Annotated in this window: 11 protein-coding genes; 8 read left to right on the top strand and 3 right to left on the bottom strand. The window is 72.2% G+C overall.

Translation table 11 applies throughout. The annotated features are described in order from the left end of the window. Positions 1 to 55: 55 nt before the first annotated feature. Positions 56 to 529: a hypothetical protein gene (locus AB0D08_RS36100; RefSeq protein ID WP_359894540.1), complete on the bottom strand. Its 474-nt coding sequence runs from the start codon at positions 527 to 529 to the stop codon at positions 56 to 58. 363 nt (positions 530 to 892) lie between these two features. Here AB0D08_RS36100 and raiA point away from each other — a divergent pair, with 363 nt between their 5' ends. After that, complete coding sequence (gene raiA, locus AB0D08_RS36105; protein ID WP_033824965.1) at positions 893 to 1585, top strand: ribosome-associated translation inhibitor RaiA; 693 nt, start codon at positions 893 to 895, stop codon at positions 1583 to 1585. A gap of 205 nt (positions 1586 to 1790) precedes the next feature. Continuing rightward, positions 1791 to 2543 (top strand): response regulator transcription factor, encoded by a 753-nt coding sequence (locus AB0D08_RS36110; protein WP_033824972.1) that lies wholly within the window; start codon positions 1791 to 1793, stop codon positions 2541 to 2543. 42 nt (positions 2544 to 2585) lie between these two features. On the opposite strand, the gene AB0D08_RS36115 is transcribed toward AB0D08_RS36110, so the two are convergent. Then, entirely contained in the window at positions 2586 to 3740 is a 1155-nt protein-coding gene (locus tag AB0D08_RS36115) for a crosslink repair DNA glycosylase YcaQ family protein (protein WP_033824966.1), read from the bottom strand. A gap of 310 nt (positions 3741 to 4050) precedes the next feature. Between AB0D08_RS36115 and secA the strand changes: the two genes are divergently transcribed. Further along, a complete protein-coding gene (gene secA, locus AB0D08_RS36120; protein WP_033824967.1) occupies positions 4051 to 6804 on the top strand; it encodes a preprotein translocase subunit SecA in 2754 nt (917 codons plus the stop codon). A gap of 102 nt (positions 6805 to 6906) precedes the next feature. Here secA and AB0D08_RS36125 read toward each other — a convergent pair whose 3' ends face one another. Next, positions 6907 to 7590: an Rv3235 family protein gene (locus AB0D08_RS36125; RefSeq protein WP_359894544.1), complete on the bottom strand. Its 684-nt coding sequence runs from the start codon at positions 7588 to 7590 to the stop codon at positions 6907 to 6909. Between the two features lie 309 nt (positions 7591 to 7899). Between AB0D08_RS36125 and AB0D08_RS36130 the strand changes: the two genes are divergently transcribed. From AB0D08_RS36130 to AB0D08_RS36150, 5 genes are all read left to right on the top strand, one after another. Beyond that, the gene (locus tag AB0D08_RS36130; RefSeq protein WP_359894546.1) at positions 7900 to 8994 is read left to right on the top strand and encodes a patatin-like phospholipase family protein; all 1095 of its coding nucleotides are present in this window, start codon (positions 7900 to 7902) and stop codon (positions 8992 to 8994) included. A 440-nt stretch (positions 8995 to 9434) separates the two neighbouring features. Then, positions 9435 to 9944 (top strand): hypothetical protein, encoded by a 510-nt coding sequence (locus AB0D08_RS36135; protein ID WP_033824969.1) that lies wholly within the window; start codon positions 9435 to 9437, stop codon positions 9942 to 9944. Positions 9945 to 10024: 80 nt separating this feature from the next. Further along, positions 10025 to 10681, top strand: coding sequence for an HAD family hydrolase (locus AB0D08_RS36140; protein ID WP_359894548.1), 657 nt, complete (start codon positions 10025 to 10027; stop codon positions 10679 to 10681). Between the two features lie 224 nt (positions 10682 to 10905). Then, complete coding sequence (gene pruA, locus AB0D08_RS36145; protein WP_033824975.1) at positions 10906 to 12531, top strand: L-glutamate gamma-semialdehyde dehydrogenase; 1626 nt, start codon at positions 10906 to 10908, stop codon at positions 12529 to 12531. Positions 12532 to 12919: 388 nt separating this feature from the next. Beyond that, entirely contained in the window at positions 12920 to 17860 is a 4941-nt protein-coding gene (locus tag AB0D08_RS36150) for an NAD-glutamate dehydrogenase (protein WP_359894550.1), read from the top strand. Positions 17861 to 18169: the final 309 nt, after the last annotated feature.

An 18169-nucleotide genomic window follows, 5' to 3' on the forward strand; every position in this document is an offset into this window, starting at 1 on the left:
CCGGCCGCGCTCCCGACGAGCACGCGACCCGTACCGGGGTCGACGGCGGCGCAGTTCAGCGTCGCGTCGACGCGTACCTCGGCGAGTTGGTGCTGACCCGGGCCGGCACCCCGCAGCCGCGCAGCTCCCGGGCGGCAGCCCGGGCCAGCCGCAGCATCGGATCATGGCCGCGGGCCCGGACCGAACGGCGGGTCGAGGGCACCGGGACCAGCACCACCGGCACGGGCCCGGCGGCCGCCGAGCGCACGGCGCGGGCCAGCAGTGCGCCGAGCGGCCCGGCCAGCCGTAGTGCGCCCCGCTCCTTGTGGGCCAGCAGCAGTCCCCGTACCGGCGCCGCGTAGGGCGCCGCGGCGTGCAGCGGGGGCAGGCCCGGCGGGGCCGGACGCGGCTCGGCCGGGCCCGCCCGGACGGCTGCCAGCGTGGCGCGGCAGTCCGGACAGAGCGGGCCGGGACCGAGCCGGCAGCCGGCACAGGGCACGGGCAGCAGCAGATCGAGGAGGCCGAGGACGGTCGCAGGCAGATCGGTCATTTCGGCACCTCCCGGGGGGTGGCGGAACGGCGATGTGCGCCATACGGTTGACCACCCTGGCGGTGTTGTCCAGCTGTTTACCGTTGTTTCACTCGTAGGAGGGTAAACAGAGGGCAACAGCCGTGCCGCCGGTGCTCCCTCGTTACGTTGTTCGACTGGGGAGGCGGAATCCCCTGGTGGGGTGTCTCATAAGGCCAGAGGGGGTTTCAAGCGCTCCCGGTGGGGAGGAAGTGAGGTGAGGGCCAGTCGCGCTCGCCACTCCCGGCGGCGCCGGGACCGGCGACGATTGACTGGTCCGGCTGGGTCTCAGTCCGATCCGGTACGTACTCGGATCGGCGACAGCACAAGGGATCGGAGTTCTGCGTGGACATCGTCGTCAAGGGCCGCAAGACCGAGGTGCCCAAGAGGTTCCGCGAGCACGTGGCCGAGAAGCTGGAGAAGGTCCAGAAGTTTGACGGCAAGGTGATCAGCCTCGACGTCGAGGTGTCCAAGGAACACAACCCGCGCCAGGCCGACCGCTCCGAGCGGGTCGAGATCACCCTCCGTACCCGTGGCCCGGTGATCCGGGCCGAGGCAGCCGCTGCCGACCCGTACGCGGCCCTCGACCTGGCCTCAGCCAAGCTGGACGCGCAGCTGCGCAAGTCCGCCGACCGCCGGCGTGTGCACAAGGGCGGCAACGGCCGCACCCCGATCAGTGTCGCGGAGGCGACGGCGGCGCTGGCAGCCCTCCCCGAGACGGCGCCGCCCGCGGGCAGTGCCAACGGGACGGTCCGCAAGACCATGATGGGATCGCTGGAGGTGGAGGGCGACGGTCCGCTCGTCGTCCGCGAGAAGACGCACCCCGCCGGGCCGATGTCGCTGGACCAGGCGCTGTACGAGATGGAGCTCGTCGGCCACGACTTCTACCTGTTCGTGGAGAAGGACAGCGGCCTGCCGAGCGTGGTCTACCGCCGGCACGGCTACCACTACGGTGTGATCCACCTCAAGGAGGACCACACCGCCCACGGTGACGCCGGTGGTGCCGGCGGGGCGATCGGCGGCCCGGACGAGGACTGACGGTCCGTCGCCCGGCGCCGGAGGATCCGGACCGGGACCGACCGGTCCGGCACAACACGGAAGACTGAGATGACCGGTGACCCCGGCGGCCCACGACGCCGCCGGGGTCACCCAGCTGGGCGGTGCGACGGCGGAGGGTGATCAACCGGTCCCCCGCCGTGGAATGATTGAGCACGACATCGACCGGCAGCCGGGGGAGGAGCGGATGGGCGAGCCATTCAGCCAGGGTTTGGGAGCCGGCTCGGGGGGCGGGCAGGGCGAGGGCGGGGAGCCCGGGTACGCGCTGCGCCGGGCCGAGCCGATCCGGGTCCTGGTGGTGGACGACCACGCACTGTTCCGCCGAGGCCTGGAGATCGTGCTGGCCGAGGAGGAGGACATCACGGTCATCGGCGAGGCCGGGGACGGCGCCGAGGCCGTGCTCAAGGCCGCGGACCTGCTGCCGGACATCATCCTGATGGACGTCAGGATGCCGCGCCGGAGCGGGATCGAGGCCTGTACCGCGATCAAGGACGTGGTCCCGAGCACGAAGATCATCATGCTGACCATCAGCGACGAGGAGGCCGACCTCTACGAGGCGATCAAGGCGGGCGCCACCGGCTACCTGCTGAAGGAGATCTCCACCGACGAGGTCGCCACCGCGATCCGGGCCGTGGCCGACGGGCAGTCGCAGATCAGCCCCTCGATGGCCTCCAAGCTGCTCACCGAGTTCAAGTCGATGATCCAGCGACGGTCCGAGGACCGGGAGTTGGTGCCCGCACCGCGGCTCACCGACCGGGAGCTGGAGGTGCTCAAGCTGGTGGCCACCGGGATGAACAACCGGGAGATCGCCAAGGAGCTCTTCATCAGCGAGAACACCGTGAAGAACCACGTCCGCAACATCCTGGAGAAGCTGCAGCTGCACTCCCGGATGGAGGCCGTGGTCTACGCGATGCGGGAGAAGATCCTGGAAATAGGCTGACCGGACCGGGCGGGCCGCGGCAGTCGCGCCCGCCCGCTCCCGTCAGCCGTCCAGCAGGGACCTCAGGGCCGGCCGCAGTCGCTCGTCGCCCAGCGCCTCGACCCGGACGGCGTCGCAGCCCACCCACTCGGCGGCCTCGCGCAGGGCGGTGGCCGCCGCTTCGACGTACTTCGGTGCGTCCAGCGAGATCTGACGGGCCACCAGGGTCCGCCCCTCGCGGGCCGGGTCGATCCGGCCGACCAGCCGGCCCTGGGCCAGCAGCGGCATCGCGAAGTACCCGTGCACCCGCTTGTGCTTGGGGGTGTACGCCTCCAGCCGGTGCGTCATGCCGAAGATCCGCTCGGTGCGGGCGCGGTCCCAGACCAGGGAGTCGAACGGTGAGAGCAGGGTGGTGCGGTGGCGGCCGCGCGGCGCCGACGCCAGCGCCGCCGGATCCGCCCAGGCCGGCCCGGACCAGCCCGCCACCTCGACCGGGACCAGGCCCGATTCGGCCACGGCGGCGTCGAACTGGGCGGCCTTGAGCCGGTGGTAGTCCATCAGGTCGGCCCGGGTGGCCACCCCGAGCGCGGCCCCCGCCTGCGCGACCAGCCGGCGCAGGCACTCGGCGTCGGAGGGCTCCTGCCCGTACAGCGCCTCCGGGATGGCCTGCTCGGCCAGCCGGTAGACCCGCTTCCAGCTGCGGCGCTCGGTGCAGACCACATCGCCGAAGGAGAGCGCCCGCTCGACCGCGATCTTGGTGTCGGACCAGTCCCACCACTCGGCGGTCCGCTTGGCGCCGCCCAGCTCGGTGGAGGTCAGCGGGCCCTCGGCGCGCAGCTTGTCGAGCACCTGGCGGTAGGTCGCGGCGGAGACCTGGTGGCCCCAGAGGTTCCCGCGGGCGCGGTAGGCCCGGCGCCGGAACGCGAACAGCGGCCACTCCTCGACCGGCAGGATGCAGGCGGCGTGCGACCAGTACTCGAAGGTGGCCTGCGAACCCCAGTACGCGCGGTCCACCGCGGCCCGTCCGACCGCCCCCAGGCGCGCGTACGGGACCAGTTCGTGCGAGCGGGCCAGCACGGAGATGGTGTCCAGCTGCACGGCGCCGAGGTGGCGCAGCACGCCGCGGACGCCCGCGCGGCGGTCCGGCGCGCCGAGCAGGCCCTGGGCGCGGAGGGCGATCAGGCGGGCCTGGTCGGCGGAGAGGCTGATGGCGGTCATGCCGGGCAGGGTAGGGCCCGCCGCTGACAGTCGGGGCCCGCAGGTCCGGGGGGCGGCGGGCGGCCCGGGGGAGGGACGCAGGGGAACCCTTGGGCGTCCCGGGCGGTTGTGCAGTGCACACCGACAGGTACGGTGACCGTTTTGCCCTGCCGGGTGGCGCTAATCCCTGCTTTGCCCGGGCGGGTGACACGGGAATACCGTGCTGACGCACCTCCCGGCGGCTTGTCCTCCTCGCATACGATGACCGTACGGTGGGGTAGGTCTCGCCGTGCTGTAGTCCAGAGCCGATCCAGGCAAGGAGCCCGCCCAAGTGTCCGTCTTCGACAAGATCCTGCGCGCCGGCGAAGGTAAGACCCTTCGCAAGCTGCAGCGGATTGCTGCCCAGGTCAACTCGATCGAAGAGGACTTCGTCAACCTCAGCGACGACGAACTGCGGGCACTGACCGACGAGTACAAGAGCCGGCTGGCCGAGGGCGAGTCGCTGGACGACCTCATGCCGGAGGCGTTCGCGACCGTCCGCGAGGCGTCCAAGCGGGTCCTCGGGCAGCGCCACTACGACGTCCAGATCATGGGCGGCGCCGCGCTGCACTTCGGCTACGTCGCCGAGATGCGCACCGGTGAGGGCAAGACCCTGGTCGGCACGCTGCCGGCCTACCTCAACGCGCTGACCGGCAAGGGCGTGCACCTGATCACGGTCAACGACTACCTCGCCGAGCGTGACTCGGAGTGGATGGGCCGGGTGCACCGCTTCCTCGGCCTCGAGGTCGGCGTGATCCTGGCCAACATGTCGCCCGCCGAGCGCAAGCGCCAGTACGGGATGGACATCACGTACGGCACCAACAACGAGTTCGGCTTCGACTACCTGCGCGACAACATGGCCTGGTCGCAGGAGGAACTGGTCCAGCGCGGCCACAACTTCGCGGTCGTCGACGAGGTCGACTCGATCCTGATCGACGAGGCCCGTACCCCGCTGATCATCTCCGGCCCCGCGGACCAGGCCACCAAGTGGTACAGCGACTTCGCCAAGCTGGTGCAGCGCCTCAAGCGCGACCGCGACTACGAGGTCGACGAGAAGAAGCGCACCGTCGGTGTGCTGGAGGAGGGTGTCACCCGGGTCGAGGACTACCTGGGCATCGACAACCTCTACGAGTCGGTCAACACCCCGCTGGTCGGCTTCCTGAACAACGCCATCAAGGCCAAGGAGCTCTACAAGAACGACAAGGACTACGTCGTCATGAACGGCGAAGTCATGATCGTCGACGAGCACACCGGCCGCATGCTCGCCGGCCGCCGCTACAACGAGGGCATGCACCAGGCGATCGAGGCGAAGGAGGGGGTGGAGGTCCAGAACGAGAACCAGACGCTGGCCACCATCACCCTGCAGAACTTCTTCCGGCTCTACAGCAAGCTCTCCGGCATGACCGGTACCGGCACCACCGAGGCCGCCGAGTTCCACCAGATCTACAAGCTCGGCGTGGTGCCGATCCCGACCAACAAGACCCCGCTGCGGATCGACCAGCCCGACCTGATCTACAAGTCGGAGCCGGCCAAGTTCGCCGCCGTGGTCGAGGACATCGCCGAGCGCCACCACAAGGGCCAGCCGGTGCTGGTCGGCACGGTGTCGGTGGAGAAGTCCGAGTACCTCTCCCAGGAGCTGCGCAAGCGCGGCGTCCCGCACGAGGTGCTGAACGCCAAGCACCACGAGCGCGAGGCGCAGATCGTCGCGCAGGCCGGCCGCAAGGGCGCCGTCACCGTGGCCACCAACATGGCCGGCCGCGGTACCGACATCAAGCTCGGCGGCAACCCCGAGTACCTGGCCGCCGCCGACCTGGCCCAGCGCGGGCTCAACGAGGAGGACACGCCGGAGGAGTACGCGGCCGCCTTCCCGAGCGCGCTGGAGAAGGCCAAGGAGGCCGTCAAGGTCGAGGAGGCCGAGGTCCAGGAGGCCGGCGGCCTCTACGTGCTGGGCACCGAGCGTCACGAGTCCCGCCGGATCGACAACCAGCTGCGCGGCCGCTCCGGCCGTCAGGGCGACCCGGGCGAGTCCCGGTTCTACCTCTCGCTGGGCGACGACCTGATGCGCCTGTTCAAGGCCGGCATGGTCGAGCGCGTGCTGTCGATGGCCAACGTCCCCGAGGACGTGCCGATCGAGTCGAAGATGGTCACCCGCGCCATCGCCTCCGCGCAGACCCAGGTCGAGCAGCAGAACTTCGAGATCCGCAAGAACGTCCTCAAGTACGACGAGGTGCTCAACCGCCAGCGTGAGGTGATCTACACCGAGCGCCGGCGCGTCCTGGAGGGCGAGGACCTGCAGGAGCAGATCGGCCACTTCATGGACGACACCGTCGCGGCCTACGTGACCGCCGCGACCGGTGAGGGCTTCGAGGACGACTGGGACCTCGACAAGCTCTGGACCGCCCTCAAGCAGCTCTACCCGGTCACCCTCGACCTGGAGGAGCTGGAGGAGGAGGTCGGCGGCCCGGCCGGGCTGACCCCCGACTTCCTCACCAAGGTGCTGCAGGAGGACATCCAGTCCCAGTACGGCGCCCGCGAGGACCAGCTCGGCGAGCAGATCATGCGCGAGCTGGAGCGCCGCGTGGTGCTGTCGGTGCTGGACCGCCGCTGGCGCGAGCACCTGTACGAGATGGACTACCTCCAGGAGGGCATCGCGCTGCGTGCCTACGCCCAGCGCGATCCGCTGGTCGAGTACCAGCGGGAGGGCTTCGACCTGTTCTCCGCGATGATGGAGGGCATCAAGGAGGAGTCCGTCGGCTACCTGTTCAACCTGGAGGTCCAGGTCGAGCAGCAGGTCGAGGAGGTGCCGGTGGCCGACTCCGACATCTCGCTGGAGAAGGCCGACGCGCGTCCCGAGATCAAGGCCAAGGGCCTGGAGGCGCCGCAGCGCAAGAAGCTGCACTACGTCGCGCCGTCGGACGAGATCGGCGGCGGCGTGGTCGAGGGCGACTTCGACGACCTCGCGGCCGAGGAGGGCGACGGGCTGACCCGCGCCGAGCGCCGCAAGGCCGCGAAGGCGGCCAAGGGCGGCCGTCGCCGCAAGGGCTGATCTGGCTTCGCCTGACAGGCACTGCACGCGCCAGGGCGCCGCTTCCCGTTCTACGGGGGCGGCGCCCTGGCGCGTGTGCGGGCGGAGGCCGTCGGGGCAGGGTCAGCGGGCCTCCACGGCGGCGCACTGCCACTGCTGCGACTGGCGGTGCTGCTCCAGCCGGAACGCCACCATGTGGTGGCGCGGACCGAACTCCACCCGGACGCACACCTCCAGCGCCCCGCTGCGTGGCGCGGAGTCGTACACCCGGCCGAGGCGGGTGCGCGGCGCGCGGCCGTGCGGGCGCAGCGGGCCGTTGCGGACCAGCGCGACGATCTGCTGGTAGCCCTTGAGCGTGGTGTGCCGCTGGAGCTGGCCGACCGGGCGTACGCCGGTCAGCACCTCCACCAGCCGGTGCGCGAAACGGGTCGCGAGCTCGCCCTGCCCCGCGCCGTGGGCAGGGGCGCACGCCGTCCGCGGGTGGCGCGGGAGGAGGGCCTGCGAGGGCCCGGCGTGCCGGGCGCGGTGCGCTGCGGCGCGCGGCGCCCCCGGGGCGGTGGGCGGGTACGGGTGCGGGTGCGGGTGGCGGACCGGGCGGCGCGGGCGGTGGTGGCCGGGTACGGGCGCCAGCGGGCGGATGCTCGGGCCGGGTGGTAGCGGCCGTGCTCCGGGCTGAGGGGCGGGCTCGGGCGCGGTGGTGGCGTGTGCGGTGGGTGCGGCGTATGCGGTGTGTGCGGTGGTGGTGGCAGTGGCGGTGGCGGTGGCAATGGTGGGTGCGTCGGTGGCGGGCAGGGTGGCTTCGGGCACGGCGGACCTCCCGGGTGGGCGCGGCGGTGTGTGGCGGCGGGTCCCTTGGTACCGAGGCGGGGTGCGGGCGGCAAGCGGCTGCGGCGGGCCGGCCGCCGACCGTCCGTTGTCACCTATCCGGGTGGCACGTACGGCGTGCGGGGCCCGGCCGCCCGCCCCCGTCCGCGCCGGGTTGACGTCCGGGGCGGACGGGCGTGGCCCGAAGGGGGACGGGTGACTGCTGCGATCAGGGCGTTGCCCTACCGGGCCTACCGGCGGGTAGGGCGCAGTATCGGGGGAGCGGATTCCCACGATGCGGGCGGAGACGGCGTGACCCAGGTGTCCACCGGAGACGGCCGGCCGGCCAGGAGCGGGCCGGCCACGGAGCGGGTACGGCACGGGCGGCCCGGAAGCGGGATCCGGCGCGGGCTGGTGCTGGGCGGGGGCGGGATGCTGGGCGCCGCCTGGACGGTCGGCGCGCTGTGCGCGGTGGAGGAGGCCACCGGCTGGCGGCCGGGCAGCGCCGAGGTGCTCCTCGGCACCTCCGCGGGCGCCCTCCTGGGCACCCTGCTCGCGGCCGGGGTCGAGCCCGGACAGCTCCGCGACCACCAGCTGGGACGGCCGGTGACCGCCGGACCGCTGATGGACATCGACTTCGACTACGACACGGTGGTGGGCGGGGCCCTGCCGCCGCGGCCGCAGGCGGCGATCGGCTCGCCGGGGCTGCTGCGGGACGCCGTCCGGCACCCGCGCGACTACCCGTTCCTCACCATGGTCTCCGCCGCCGTGCCGCCCGGCCGGGGCTCGGTCGCGCCCATCGGCGACCTGGTCAGGAAGCTGTTCGGCGACGGCGGCTGGCCCGAGGGCAGCGCGCTGCGGGTGGCCGCCGTCGACTACCGGACCGGCCGCCGGGTGGCCTTCGGCGACCTGGGTGCGCCGGCGGCCGGGGTCGCCGAGGCGGTGATGGCATCCTGCGCGATCCCCGGCTGGTTCGCGCCGGTCGAGGTGGCCGGCGGGCGGTACGTCGACGGCGGCTGCTGGTCGGCCACCAACGCGGACCTGATGAACGGCCGCGGCCTGGACGAGGTGTACGTGCTGGCGCCGATGGGCATCCGGCTGCACCCCGCCGGGCGGGCCGAACCGGCCCGGGGCACCGTCGCCGCGCTGCGCGAGTGGCGTGCGCGCGACCGGCCGCGGGGTGTGCTGGCGCAGCTGCTCAGCCGCTACCGCAGGGCGGTCACCCGGCAGCTGCTGCGGGAGGTGCGGGAGCTGCGGGCGGTGGGGATCCGGGTGCGGCTGCTCGCCCCGACCCAGGCCGACCTGGCGGTGATGGGCCCCAACATGATGGACCCGGCCCGGCGGGCCGCGGTGCTGGAGTCCGCGCTGATCACCAGCCGGGCGGCGCTCGGCGCGGCCGCGGGCTGACCCGGGGGACCGGCGGCCGGGGGGGCGAGGTCCGGGGCGGGGCGCTTCTGGACGGGAGCCGCTGCGCTCCGGCCGGAACGGCTGCTCCTTGCTCGGGCGCGGGGCAGCGGATGTGCGGATCGGGCGGCCGGCGCAGCGTTGCGGCCGCGTGCGGGTTGTCCCGTGTCCGGCTGGGGCCGAGGCCCGGGTGCGGGCGGGGTGGCTTGCGGGAGTGGGGTGGTCCGCGTTCGGGTGAGGCGGCGGGCGGGCGCGCGTGCGTGCGTGCGGTCCTGCACGGGAGCCGGCCCGGCCCTGTGCGGCCCCGTCGCCCCCGGAAGGGCTCGGTGGTCCCGCGCGGGGGCCGGACCGTCGCCGGGACGGCGGTGCCGGGGTGATCACGCGGGCCGTATTCTTGGGGACGCGGCGTGATGGCCGCGGCCAGATCGAGGAAGGTGCTCCCGATGCGCGTGTACGTGCCCACCACGTTGAAGGGTCTGGCGGCCGCGCACCCGGGCGGCGAGCTGGACCGGGCGGTGGCCTACGCGGTGACGCCCGCGCTGCGCGAGTGGTACGTCAGCGACGACCTCGAGGAGCTGGAGTACGCGGCGCTCAACCGGGCCGCCGAGTCCTCGCTCCGGCTGCTCGCCGAGGACGGCGCCGCGCCGCGCCGCCGGGTCGTGGTGGCCGTCGAGGTCGCCGACTCCGCGGTGCAGCCGTTCCCCGGTGACGAGTACCAGGACCAGTCGGCGCTCGGCCGGGTCGTGCTGTCGGGCCCGGTGCGGCTGGCGAAGGCCGCCGCCGTGCACGCGGACGCGGCCGACGAGGAGGTGGCGGCGGACGTGGCCGCCGCCGCGCAGGCCATCGCCGCGGCGGACAAGGGCGACGCGGACGCCCAGTTCACGGTCGGCGGGGCCGAGGACCACGAGCTGCTCTGGTTCGCGACCCAGGAGATCCCCGGCCTGCTGGCCTGAGCCCGGCCGGCCCGAGCCCTGAGCCCCCCGCCGGGGACGTCCCTTTCCGCTCGCGCCGGCCCGGCCGGTACCGTTCCAGGGTGCGCACTCATATCGTCTGGGACTGGAACGGAACGCTGTTCCACGACATGGACGCGGTGCTCGGCGCGAGCAACGCGGCCTTCGAGACCATCGGCATCTCCCCGCTCACCCTGGAGCAGTACCGGGAGATGTACGAGATACCCATCCCCCGCTTCTACCAGCGGCTGCTCGGCCGTGACCCGAGCCAGGCCGAGTGGGAGGCGCTGGACGAGGCCTTCCACCGCCGGTACGCCGAGCTGAGCCCCGCCTGCCCGCTGACCGAGGGCGTACCGGGCCTGCTCAGCGGCTGGCGCGAGGCGGGCTGCAGCCAGTCGCTGCTGTCGATGTACGAGCACGAGCGGCTGGTGCCGGTGGTGGAGGGGTTCGGGCTGCTGGAGCACTTCCTGCGGGTGGACGGCCGCCGGGGTGCCTCGGGCGGGCGCAAGGCGGGCCACCTCGCCCGCCACCTGGCGGAGCTCGGGCCGAAGGTGGAGCCGCGGCACACGGTCCTGATCGGGGACGCCGCCGACGATGCGCAGGCCGCCCTGGAGTGGGGGCTGCACGCGGTGCTGTACACCGGCGGTTCGCACACCCGGGCGAAGCTCGAGGTGGTCGGTGTCCCGGTGGTGGACACCCTGGCGGAGGCGGTCGAGCTGGCCGCGGAGCTGGCGGCCTGAGGGGCGTCCGGTCTGCCCGTCGCCCGGGAGGGGCCCGTCGGCGGGCTCCCCGGCACTGACCCGTCGGCGCAGGCCCCGCCCGGTGACCGGGCCGCCGGGCGTGTCGCCCCGGGCGGTTCGGTGGCCGGTTGGCCAGTCTGGACGGGTCAACCCCGCCTGACGCCGGCGCCGGCCCGAGCCGGCCGGCGCCGGCCACCCGGACCCCGTGGAGCGACCCCGTGCCGATCGACGCAGTGACCCAGGTCCCGACCCCCGTCAACGAACCGCCGAACGGCTACGCGCCCGGCAGTCCCGAGCGGGCCCGGCTGGAGCAGAAGTTGGACGAGCTGGCCGGCGAGCAGATCCCGCTCCCGATGACCATCGCGGGCGAGCTGCGGTTCGGCGGCGGCGAGCGGATCGAGGTGGTCCAGCCGCACCACCACGCGGCCCGCCTGGGTGTCCTCGGCAACGCCACCCACCAGGACGCGCAGCTGGCCGTGGACGCGGCGCTGGCGGCGGGCGCCGAGTGGCGCTCGCTCTCCTTCGACGACCGGGCCGCCGTGTTCCTGCGCGCGGCCGACCTGCTGGCCGGACCGTGGCGGGAGACGGTGGCCGCGGCGACCATGCTCGGCCAGTCCAAGACCGCCCAGCAGGCGGAGATCGACGCGCCGTGCGAGCTGGCCGACTTCTGGCGGTTCAACGTGCACTTCGCCCGGCAGATCCTGGCCGAGCAGCCGCAGTCCTCGCCCGGGGTGTGGAACCGCACCGACCACCGCCCGCTGGAGGGCTTCGTCTACGCGGTCACCCCGTTCAACTTCACCGCCATCGCGGGCAACCTGCCCACCGCTCCCGCGCTGATGGGCAACACCGTGGTCTGGAAGCCGGCGCCCACCCAGACGCTCTCGGCGCACTACCTGATGCGGCTGCTCGAGGCGGCCGGCCTGCCGCCCGGGGTGATCAACCTGGTCACCGGGGACGGCCAGGCGACCTCCCAGGTCGTCCTCGGCAACCCGGCGCTGGCCGGGCTGCACTTCACCGGGTCGACCGCCACCTTCCGGACACTGTGGCAGACCATCGGCGCCAACCTCGGCTCGTACCGCGGCTACCCGCGGATCGTCGGCGAGACCGGGGGCAAGGACTTCCTGGTCGCCCACCCGTCGGCCGACCCCGGCGTGCTGCGCACCGCGCTGCTGCGCGGCGCCTTCGAGTACCAGGGGCAGAAGTGCTCGGCGCTGTCCCGGGCCTATCTGCCGCGCGGGCTGTGGCAGCGGATCAAGGACGACTTCCTGGCCGAGGTGGACGCGCTGACCGTCGGCGACGTCAGCGACCTGAGCAACTTCATGGGCGCGCTGATCGACGCCAAGGCGTACGCCAGGAACGTCGCCGCGATCGAGCGGGCCGAGCGCGACCCGGCGGTGGAGCTGGTGGCCGGCGGCCAGTACGACGACGCGATCGGGTACTTCGTGCGGCCCACCGTGCTGCTCTGCGCCGACCCGCGCAACGAGGTCTTCCGGACCGAGTACTTCGGCCCGATCCTGGCCGTGCAGGTCTACGAGGACGCCCGCTGGCCGGACGTGCTGGACCGGGTGGACGGCGGCTCGCCGTACGGGCTGACCGGCGCGGTGATCGCCCAGGACCGGTACGCCATCGCGCAGGCCGTGGAGCGGCTGCGGTTCGCCGCGGGCAACTTCTACGTCAACGACAAGCCGACCGGTGCGGTGGTCGGCCAGCAGCCGTTCGGCGGCGGACGGGCCTCCGGCACCAACGACAAGGCGGGCGCGGCGCAGAACCTGCTGCGCTGGACCTCGCCCCGGTCGATCAAGGAGACCTTCGTGCCGCCGACCGGCCACCGGTACCCGCACATGGGCTGAGCGGACGGGACGAAGGTCCGGCGAAGAGTCGATCAAGAAGCGGTGAAGGCCGGGGTCACGGACGGGGAGACGCCGCCGGGCAATCCGGCAGTCGCTGACAGTCCGATCATGCCGTTTGGACAAGGTGTCCAGGAAGGAACGATCTCCCTGCAGGATTGCTCCTCCGTGTCCCCTGACACCTTCGTTTCATCAGGTTAGGCTGACTGGCGTCGCCGGACCCGATCGACGCAGGCCAAACGTCGTCTCGTACCCAGATGCGCAGCCGCTCATGCGTGGCATGAGCGGTTTTCATCAGGATCATGCGGGAGGATTGCGGACGGACCCGGCGGTGTACACCCAGCCACCACCACCGAGTCACGCAACGGCGCGCGACAGGAGCCAAACAGTCATGCAGACCAAGCTGGACGCAGCCAAGGCCGAACTGCTCGCCAAGGCAGCAGCAGCCGCTGAGAACAGCCAGGTGGGGGGAGCGGCGCCGGGAGAGGGTCTGAGCAACGGCGCTCTGACCGCGTACCTGCACCACTACTACCTCCACACCGCTCCCGAGGACCTGGTCGACCGGGACCCGGTCGACGTGTACGGCGCGGCGGCCTCGCACTACCGGCTGGGGCTCAAGCGGCCCCAGGGCACCGCGGAGGTGCGGGTCTACACCCCGACCGTCGAGGAGAACGGCTGGTCCTGCGGCCACACCGTGGTCGAGGTGGTCACCGACGACATGTCCTTCCTGGTCGACTCGGTCACCAACGAGCTGACCCGCGAGGACCGCGGCATCCACGTCGTGATCCACCCCCAGCTGGCGGTCCGCCGTGACATCACCGGCAAGCTGCTGGAGATCCTGGACATCGACGCCTGCTCGCGCAGCCAGGCCGCCGGCACCGGCTGGCCGGCCGACGCGACCGTCGAGTCCTGGATGCACATCGAGATCGACCGCGAGACCGACCGCGACGACCTCCGTGCCATCGAGACCAACCTGCGCCGGATCCTGGGCGACGTCCGCGAGGTCGTCGAGGACTGGACCAAGATGCGCGACTCCGCGCTGCGGCTCGCCGACGAGCTCGCCGAGGAGCCCCCGGCCCACCTGCCCGAGCAGGAGGTCGGCGAGGCCTGGGAGCTGATGCGCTGGCTGGCCGACGACCACTTCACCTTCCTCGGCTACCGCGAGTACGACCTGGCCGAGCACCGCGGCGAGGAGGTGCTGCGGGCCGTCCCCGGCACCGGCCTCGGCGTGCTGCGCTCCGACCCGATCAGCCACGACGTCGACCACCACCCGGTGGCTGAGGCGTTCGGCCGGCTGTCGGCCCCGGTCCGGGCCAAGGCGCACGAGAAGAAGCTGCTGGTCCTCACCAAGGCCAACAGCCGCGCCACCGTGCACCGCCCCGCCTACCTCGACTACGTCGGCGTGAAGAAGTTCGACGCCAACGGCGAGGTGATCGGCGAGCGCCGTTTCCTCGGCCTGTTCTCCTCCGCCGCGTACACCGAGTCGGTCACCCGGATCCCGGTGGTCCGCCGCAAGGTGCAGGAGGTCCTCGCCGACTCCGGTTTCTCCAGCGACAGCCACGACGGCCGCGACCTGCTGCAGATCATGGAGACCTTCCCCCGGGACGAGATCTTCCAGACCGCCGCCGCCGAGCTGCTCTCCATCGCCACCAGCGTGCTCTACCTGCAGGAGCGCCGCCGGCTGCGGCTGTTCCTGCGCCAGGACGACTACGGCCGCTACTTCTCGGCCTTCGTCTACCTGCCGCGCGACCGCTACACCACGCGGATCCGGCTGCGCCTGATGGAGATCCTCATGGAGGAGCTCAACGGCGAGTCGATCGACTACACCGTGCACGCCACCGAGTCGGTGCTGACCCGCCTGCACTTCGTGGTCCGGGTCGCCGCCGGCACCGAGCTGCCGCAGCTCGGCGACGCCGAGATCGAGCGGATCGAGGCCAAGCTGGCCGAGGCCGCCCGGTTCTGGATGGACAGCTTCCACGACCAGCTGCACATCGAGCTGGGCGAGGAGCGGGCCGCCGAGCTCGGCCACCGCTACGCCAACGCCTTCCCCGACGGCTACCGGGCCGACTTCACCGCCCGCACCGCGGTCTCCGACCTCAAGCAGATCGAGGCGCTGCACGGCGAGGGCGACTTCCGGCTCAACCTCTACCAGCCGGTCGGCGCCGGCGACGACGAGCGCCGCTTCAAGATCTACCGGGTCGGCGGCCCGATCTCGCTCACCGAGGTCCTGCCGGTCCTGCAGCGCCTGGGCGTCGAGGTGCTCGACGAGCACCCGTACGCGCTGCGCCGCTCCGACGGCAGCACCGCGTGGGTCTACGACTTCGGCCTGAAGCTGCGCGAGGCCACCGAGCTGAGCGACGAGGCGCGCGAGCGCTTCCAGGAGGCCTTCTCGGCCACCTGGACGGGCAAGGCCGAGAACGACGGCTTCAACGAGCTGGTCCTGACCGCCGGGCTGAACTGGCGCCAGGCCGTCGTGCTGCGCGCGTACGCCAAGTACCTCCGGCAGGCCGGGAGCACCTTCTCCCAGGACTACATGGAGGACGCGCTCCGCAACAACACCCACTCCACCCGGCTGCTGGTCAACCTCTTCGAGGCCCGGCTCAGCCCCAGCCACCGCTCGGGTGCGCAGGAGCTCACCGAGGGCATCTTCGAGGAGCTCAACGGCGCCCTCGACGAGGTCGTCTCGCTGGACGAGGACCGCATCCTGCGCTCCTTCCTGCACCTGATCAACGCCACCCTGCGGACCAACTTCTTCCAGCACGCGGCCGACGGCCAGTGGCACTCCTACGTGTCGATGAAGTTCGACCCGAAGGCCATCCCGGACCTGCCGGCCCCGCGCCCGGCGTTCGAGATCTGGGTCTACTCGCCCCGGGTCGAGGGCGTCCACCTGCGCTTCGGCAAGGTCGCCCGCGGCGGTCTGCGCTGGTCCGACCGGCGAGAGGACTTCCGCACCGAGATCCTCGGCCTGGTCAAGGCCCAGATGGTCAAGAACACCGTGATCGTCCCGGTCGGCGCCAAGGGCGGCTTCGTCGCCAAGCAGCTGCCGGACCCGTCGGTGGACCGCGACGCCTGGATGGCAGAGGGCATCGCCTCGTACAAGACCTTCATCTCGGCGCTGCTCGACATCACCGACAACCTGGTCGCCGGTGACGTCGTCCACCCCGCCGACGTGGTCCGCCACGACGAGGACGACACCTACCTGGTGGTCGCCGCCGACAAGGGCACCGCGACCTTCTCGGACATCGCCAACGGGGTCGCCGAGTCGTACGGCTTCTGGCTGGGCGACGCGTTCGCCTCCGGCGGCTCGGCCGGCTACGACCACAAGGGCATGGGCATCACCGCCCGCGGCGCCTGGGAGTCGGTCAAGCGCAACTTCCGCGAGCTGGGCCACGACACCCAGACCGAGGACTTCACCGTGGTCGGCATCGGCGACATGTCCGGTGACGTGTTCGGCAACGGCATGCTGCTCAGCGAGCACATCCGCCTGGTCGCCGCCTTCGACCACCGGCACATCTTCCTCGACCCGGACCCGGACGCCGCGGTCTCCTTCGCCGAGCGCCGCCGCCTGTTCGACGTGCCGCGCAGCTCCTGGGACGACTACGACAAGTCGCTGATCTCGGCCGGCGGCGGGGTCTTCCCGCGCTCCGCCAAGGCCATCCAGCTCTCCCCGCAGGTCCGCGAGCGGCTCGGCCTCGACGCCGCCAAGCTCACCCCGGCCGAGCTGATGAAGGCCATCCTCCAGGCGCCCGTCGACCTGTTCTGGAACGGCGGCATCGGCACCTACATCAAGGCCTCCAGCGAGACCAACGCCGAGGTCGGCGACAAGGCCAACGACGCCATCCGGGTCAACGGCGAGCAGGTCAGGGCCCGGGTGATCGGCGAGGGCGGCAACCTCGGCTGCACCCAGCTCGGCCGGATCGAGTACGCGGCCACCGGCGGCCCCGAGGGCACCGGCGGCTGGATCAACACCGACGCGATCGACAACTCCGCCGGTGTGGACACCTCGGACCACGAGGTCAACATCAAGATCCTGCTCAACCAGGTGGTCGCCGACGGCGACATGACGGTCAAGCAGCGCAACGCCCTGCTCGCCGAGATGACCGACGAGGTCGGCCACCTGGTGCTGCGCAACAACTACGCGCAGAACGTGGTGCTGGCCAACGCCGTCGCCCAGGCCGTCTCGATGGTCAACGTGCACTCCCGGATGATCAACCGCCTGGAGGCCAACGGCCAGCTCGACCGGGCGCTGGAGTTCCTGCCCACCGAGCGCCAGATCCGCGACCGCCAGCAGAACGGCCGCGGGCTCTCGCAGCCCGAGCTGTCCGTGCTGCTCGCCTACACGAAGATCACGCTGGCCGACGAGCTGCTCGCCACCGGGCTGCCCGACGACCCGTACTTCCGCACCGTGCTGCACGCGTACTTCCCGAGCGCGCTGCGGGCCAAGTTCGCCGAGGCGATCGACAACCACCCGCTGCGCCGGGAGATCATCACCACCCTGATCGTCAACGACACGATCAACCGCGGTGGCTGCACCTTCGCGTTCCGGCTCCGCGAGGAGACCGGCGCGACGATGGAGGAGATCGCCCGCACCCACGCGGCCGCCCGCGCGGTGTTCGGCCTGGAGCAGCTCTGGGACCAGATCGAGGAGCTGGACAACCAGGTCCCCGCCGAGGTCCAGACCCGGATGCGGCTGCACGCCCGCCGTCTGGTCGAGCGTGCCACCCGGTGGATGCTCAACAACCGCCGCCAGCCGCTGGACATCGCCGGCACCATCGAGTTCTTCCACGACCGGGTCAACCAGGTCTGGGACAGCCTGCCCAAGCCGCTGCGCGGCGAGGACGCGGCCTGGTTCGAGAAGATCTACCAGGAGCTGTCCGCCTCGGGCGTGCCCGAGGCCCTCGCCACCCGGGTGGCCGGCCTGTCCTCGGCCTTCCCGACCCTGGACATCGTCGGTGTCGCGGACCGCTCGGACGCCGACGTGATGGAGGTCGCCGAGCTCTACTACGACCTCGCCGACCGCCTGCAGATCACCCACCTGCTGGACCGGATCATCGAGCTGCCGCGGACCGACCGCTGGTCCTCGATGGCCCGTGCGGCCATCCGCGAGGACCTGTTCGCCGCGCACGCCGCGCTCACCGCGGACATCCTGGCCTGCGGCCCCGAGGGCTCCTCGCCGGAGGAGCGCTACGGCGCCTGGGCCGAGCTCAACAGCACGCTGATGACGCGGGCCAAGACCACCCTCGACGACATAAGGGGTTCGGACAACTACGAGCTGTCCAGCCTGTCCGTCGCGATGCGGGTGATCCGCACCCTGCTGCGCACCGGCCACTGAGCAGCCCACCGGAGGGCGGGACCGCACGCGGTCCCGCCCTTTGGCGTTCCCCCGGCGACGGCCGGCCGGGTAGCGGTGAGTGCGCACAACCGTGGCGCAGCGCCCGGAGACCGGTACGCGTAAAGCGGGGCGTCCACGCCCCACCCGTACGCGCGGGCCGGTGGGTGTCCGGCGGGCGCGGCGACGCGAGGGTGCGGCGCGCCCGCCCGGTGGCGCTAGCTGTATTGACCCGCAGGGTTGTTGACACGGCTGATCGGTGGTTGTCCTCCGATGGCGGTGTGGCAGCGATGGTAGTTGTAGCGGTGGAGG

Source organism: Kitasatospora sp. NPDC048540, assembly GCF_040651175.1.
Classification (GTDB): Bacteria; Actinomycetota; Actinomycetes; order Streptomycetales; family Streptomycetaceae; genus Kitasatospora.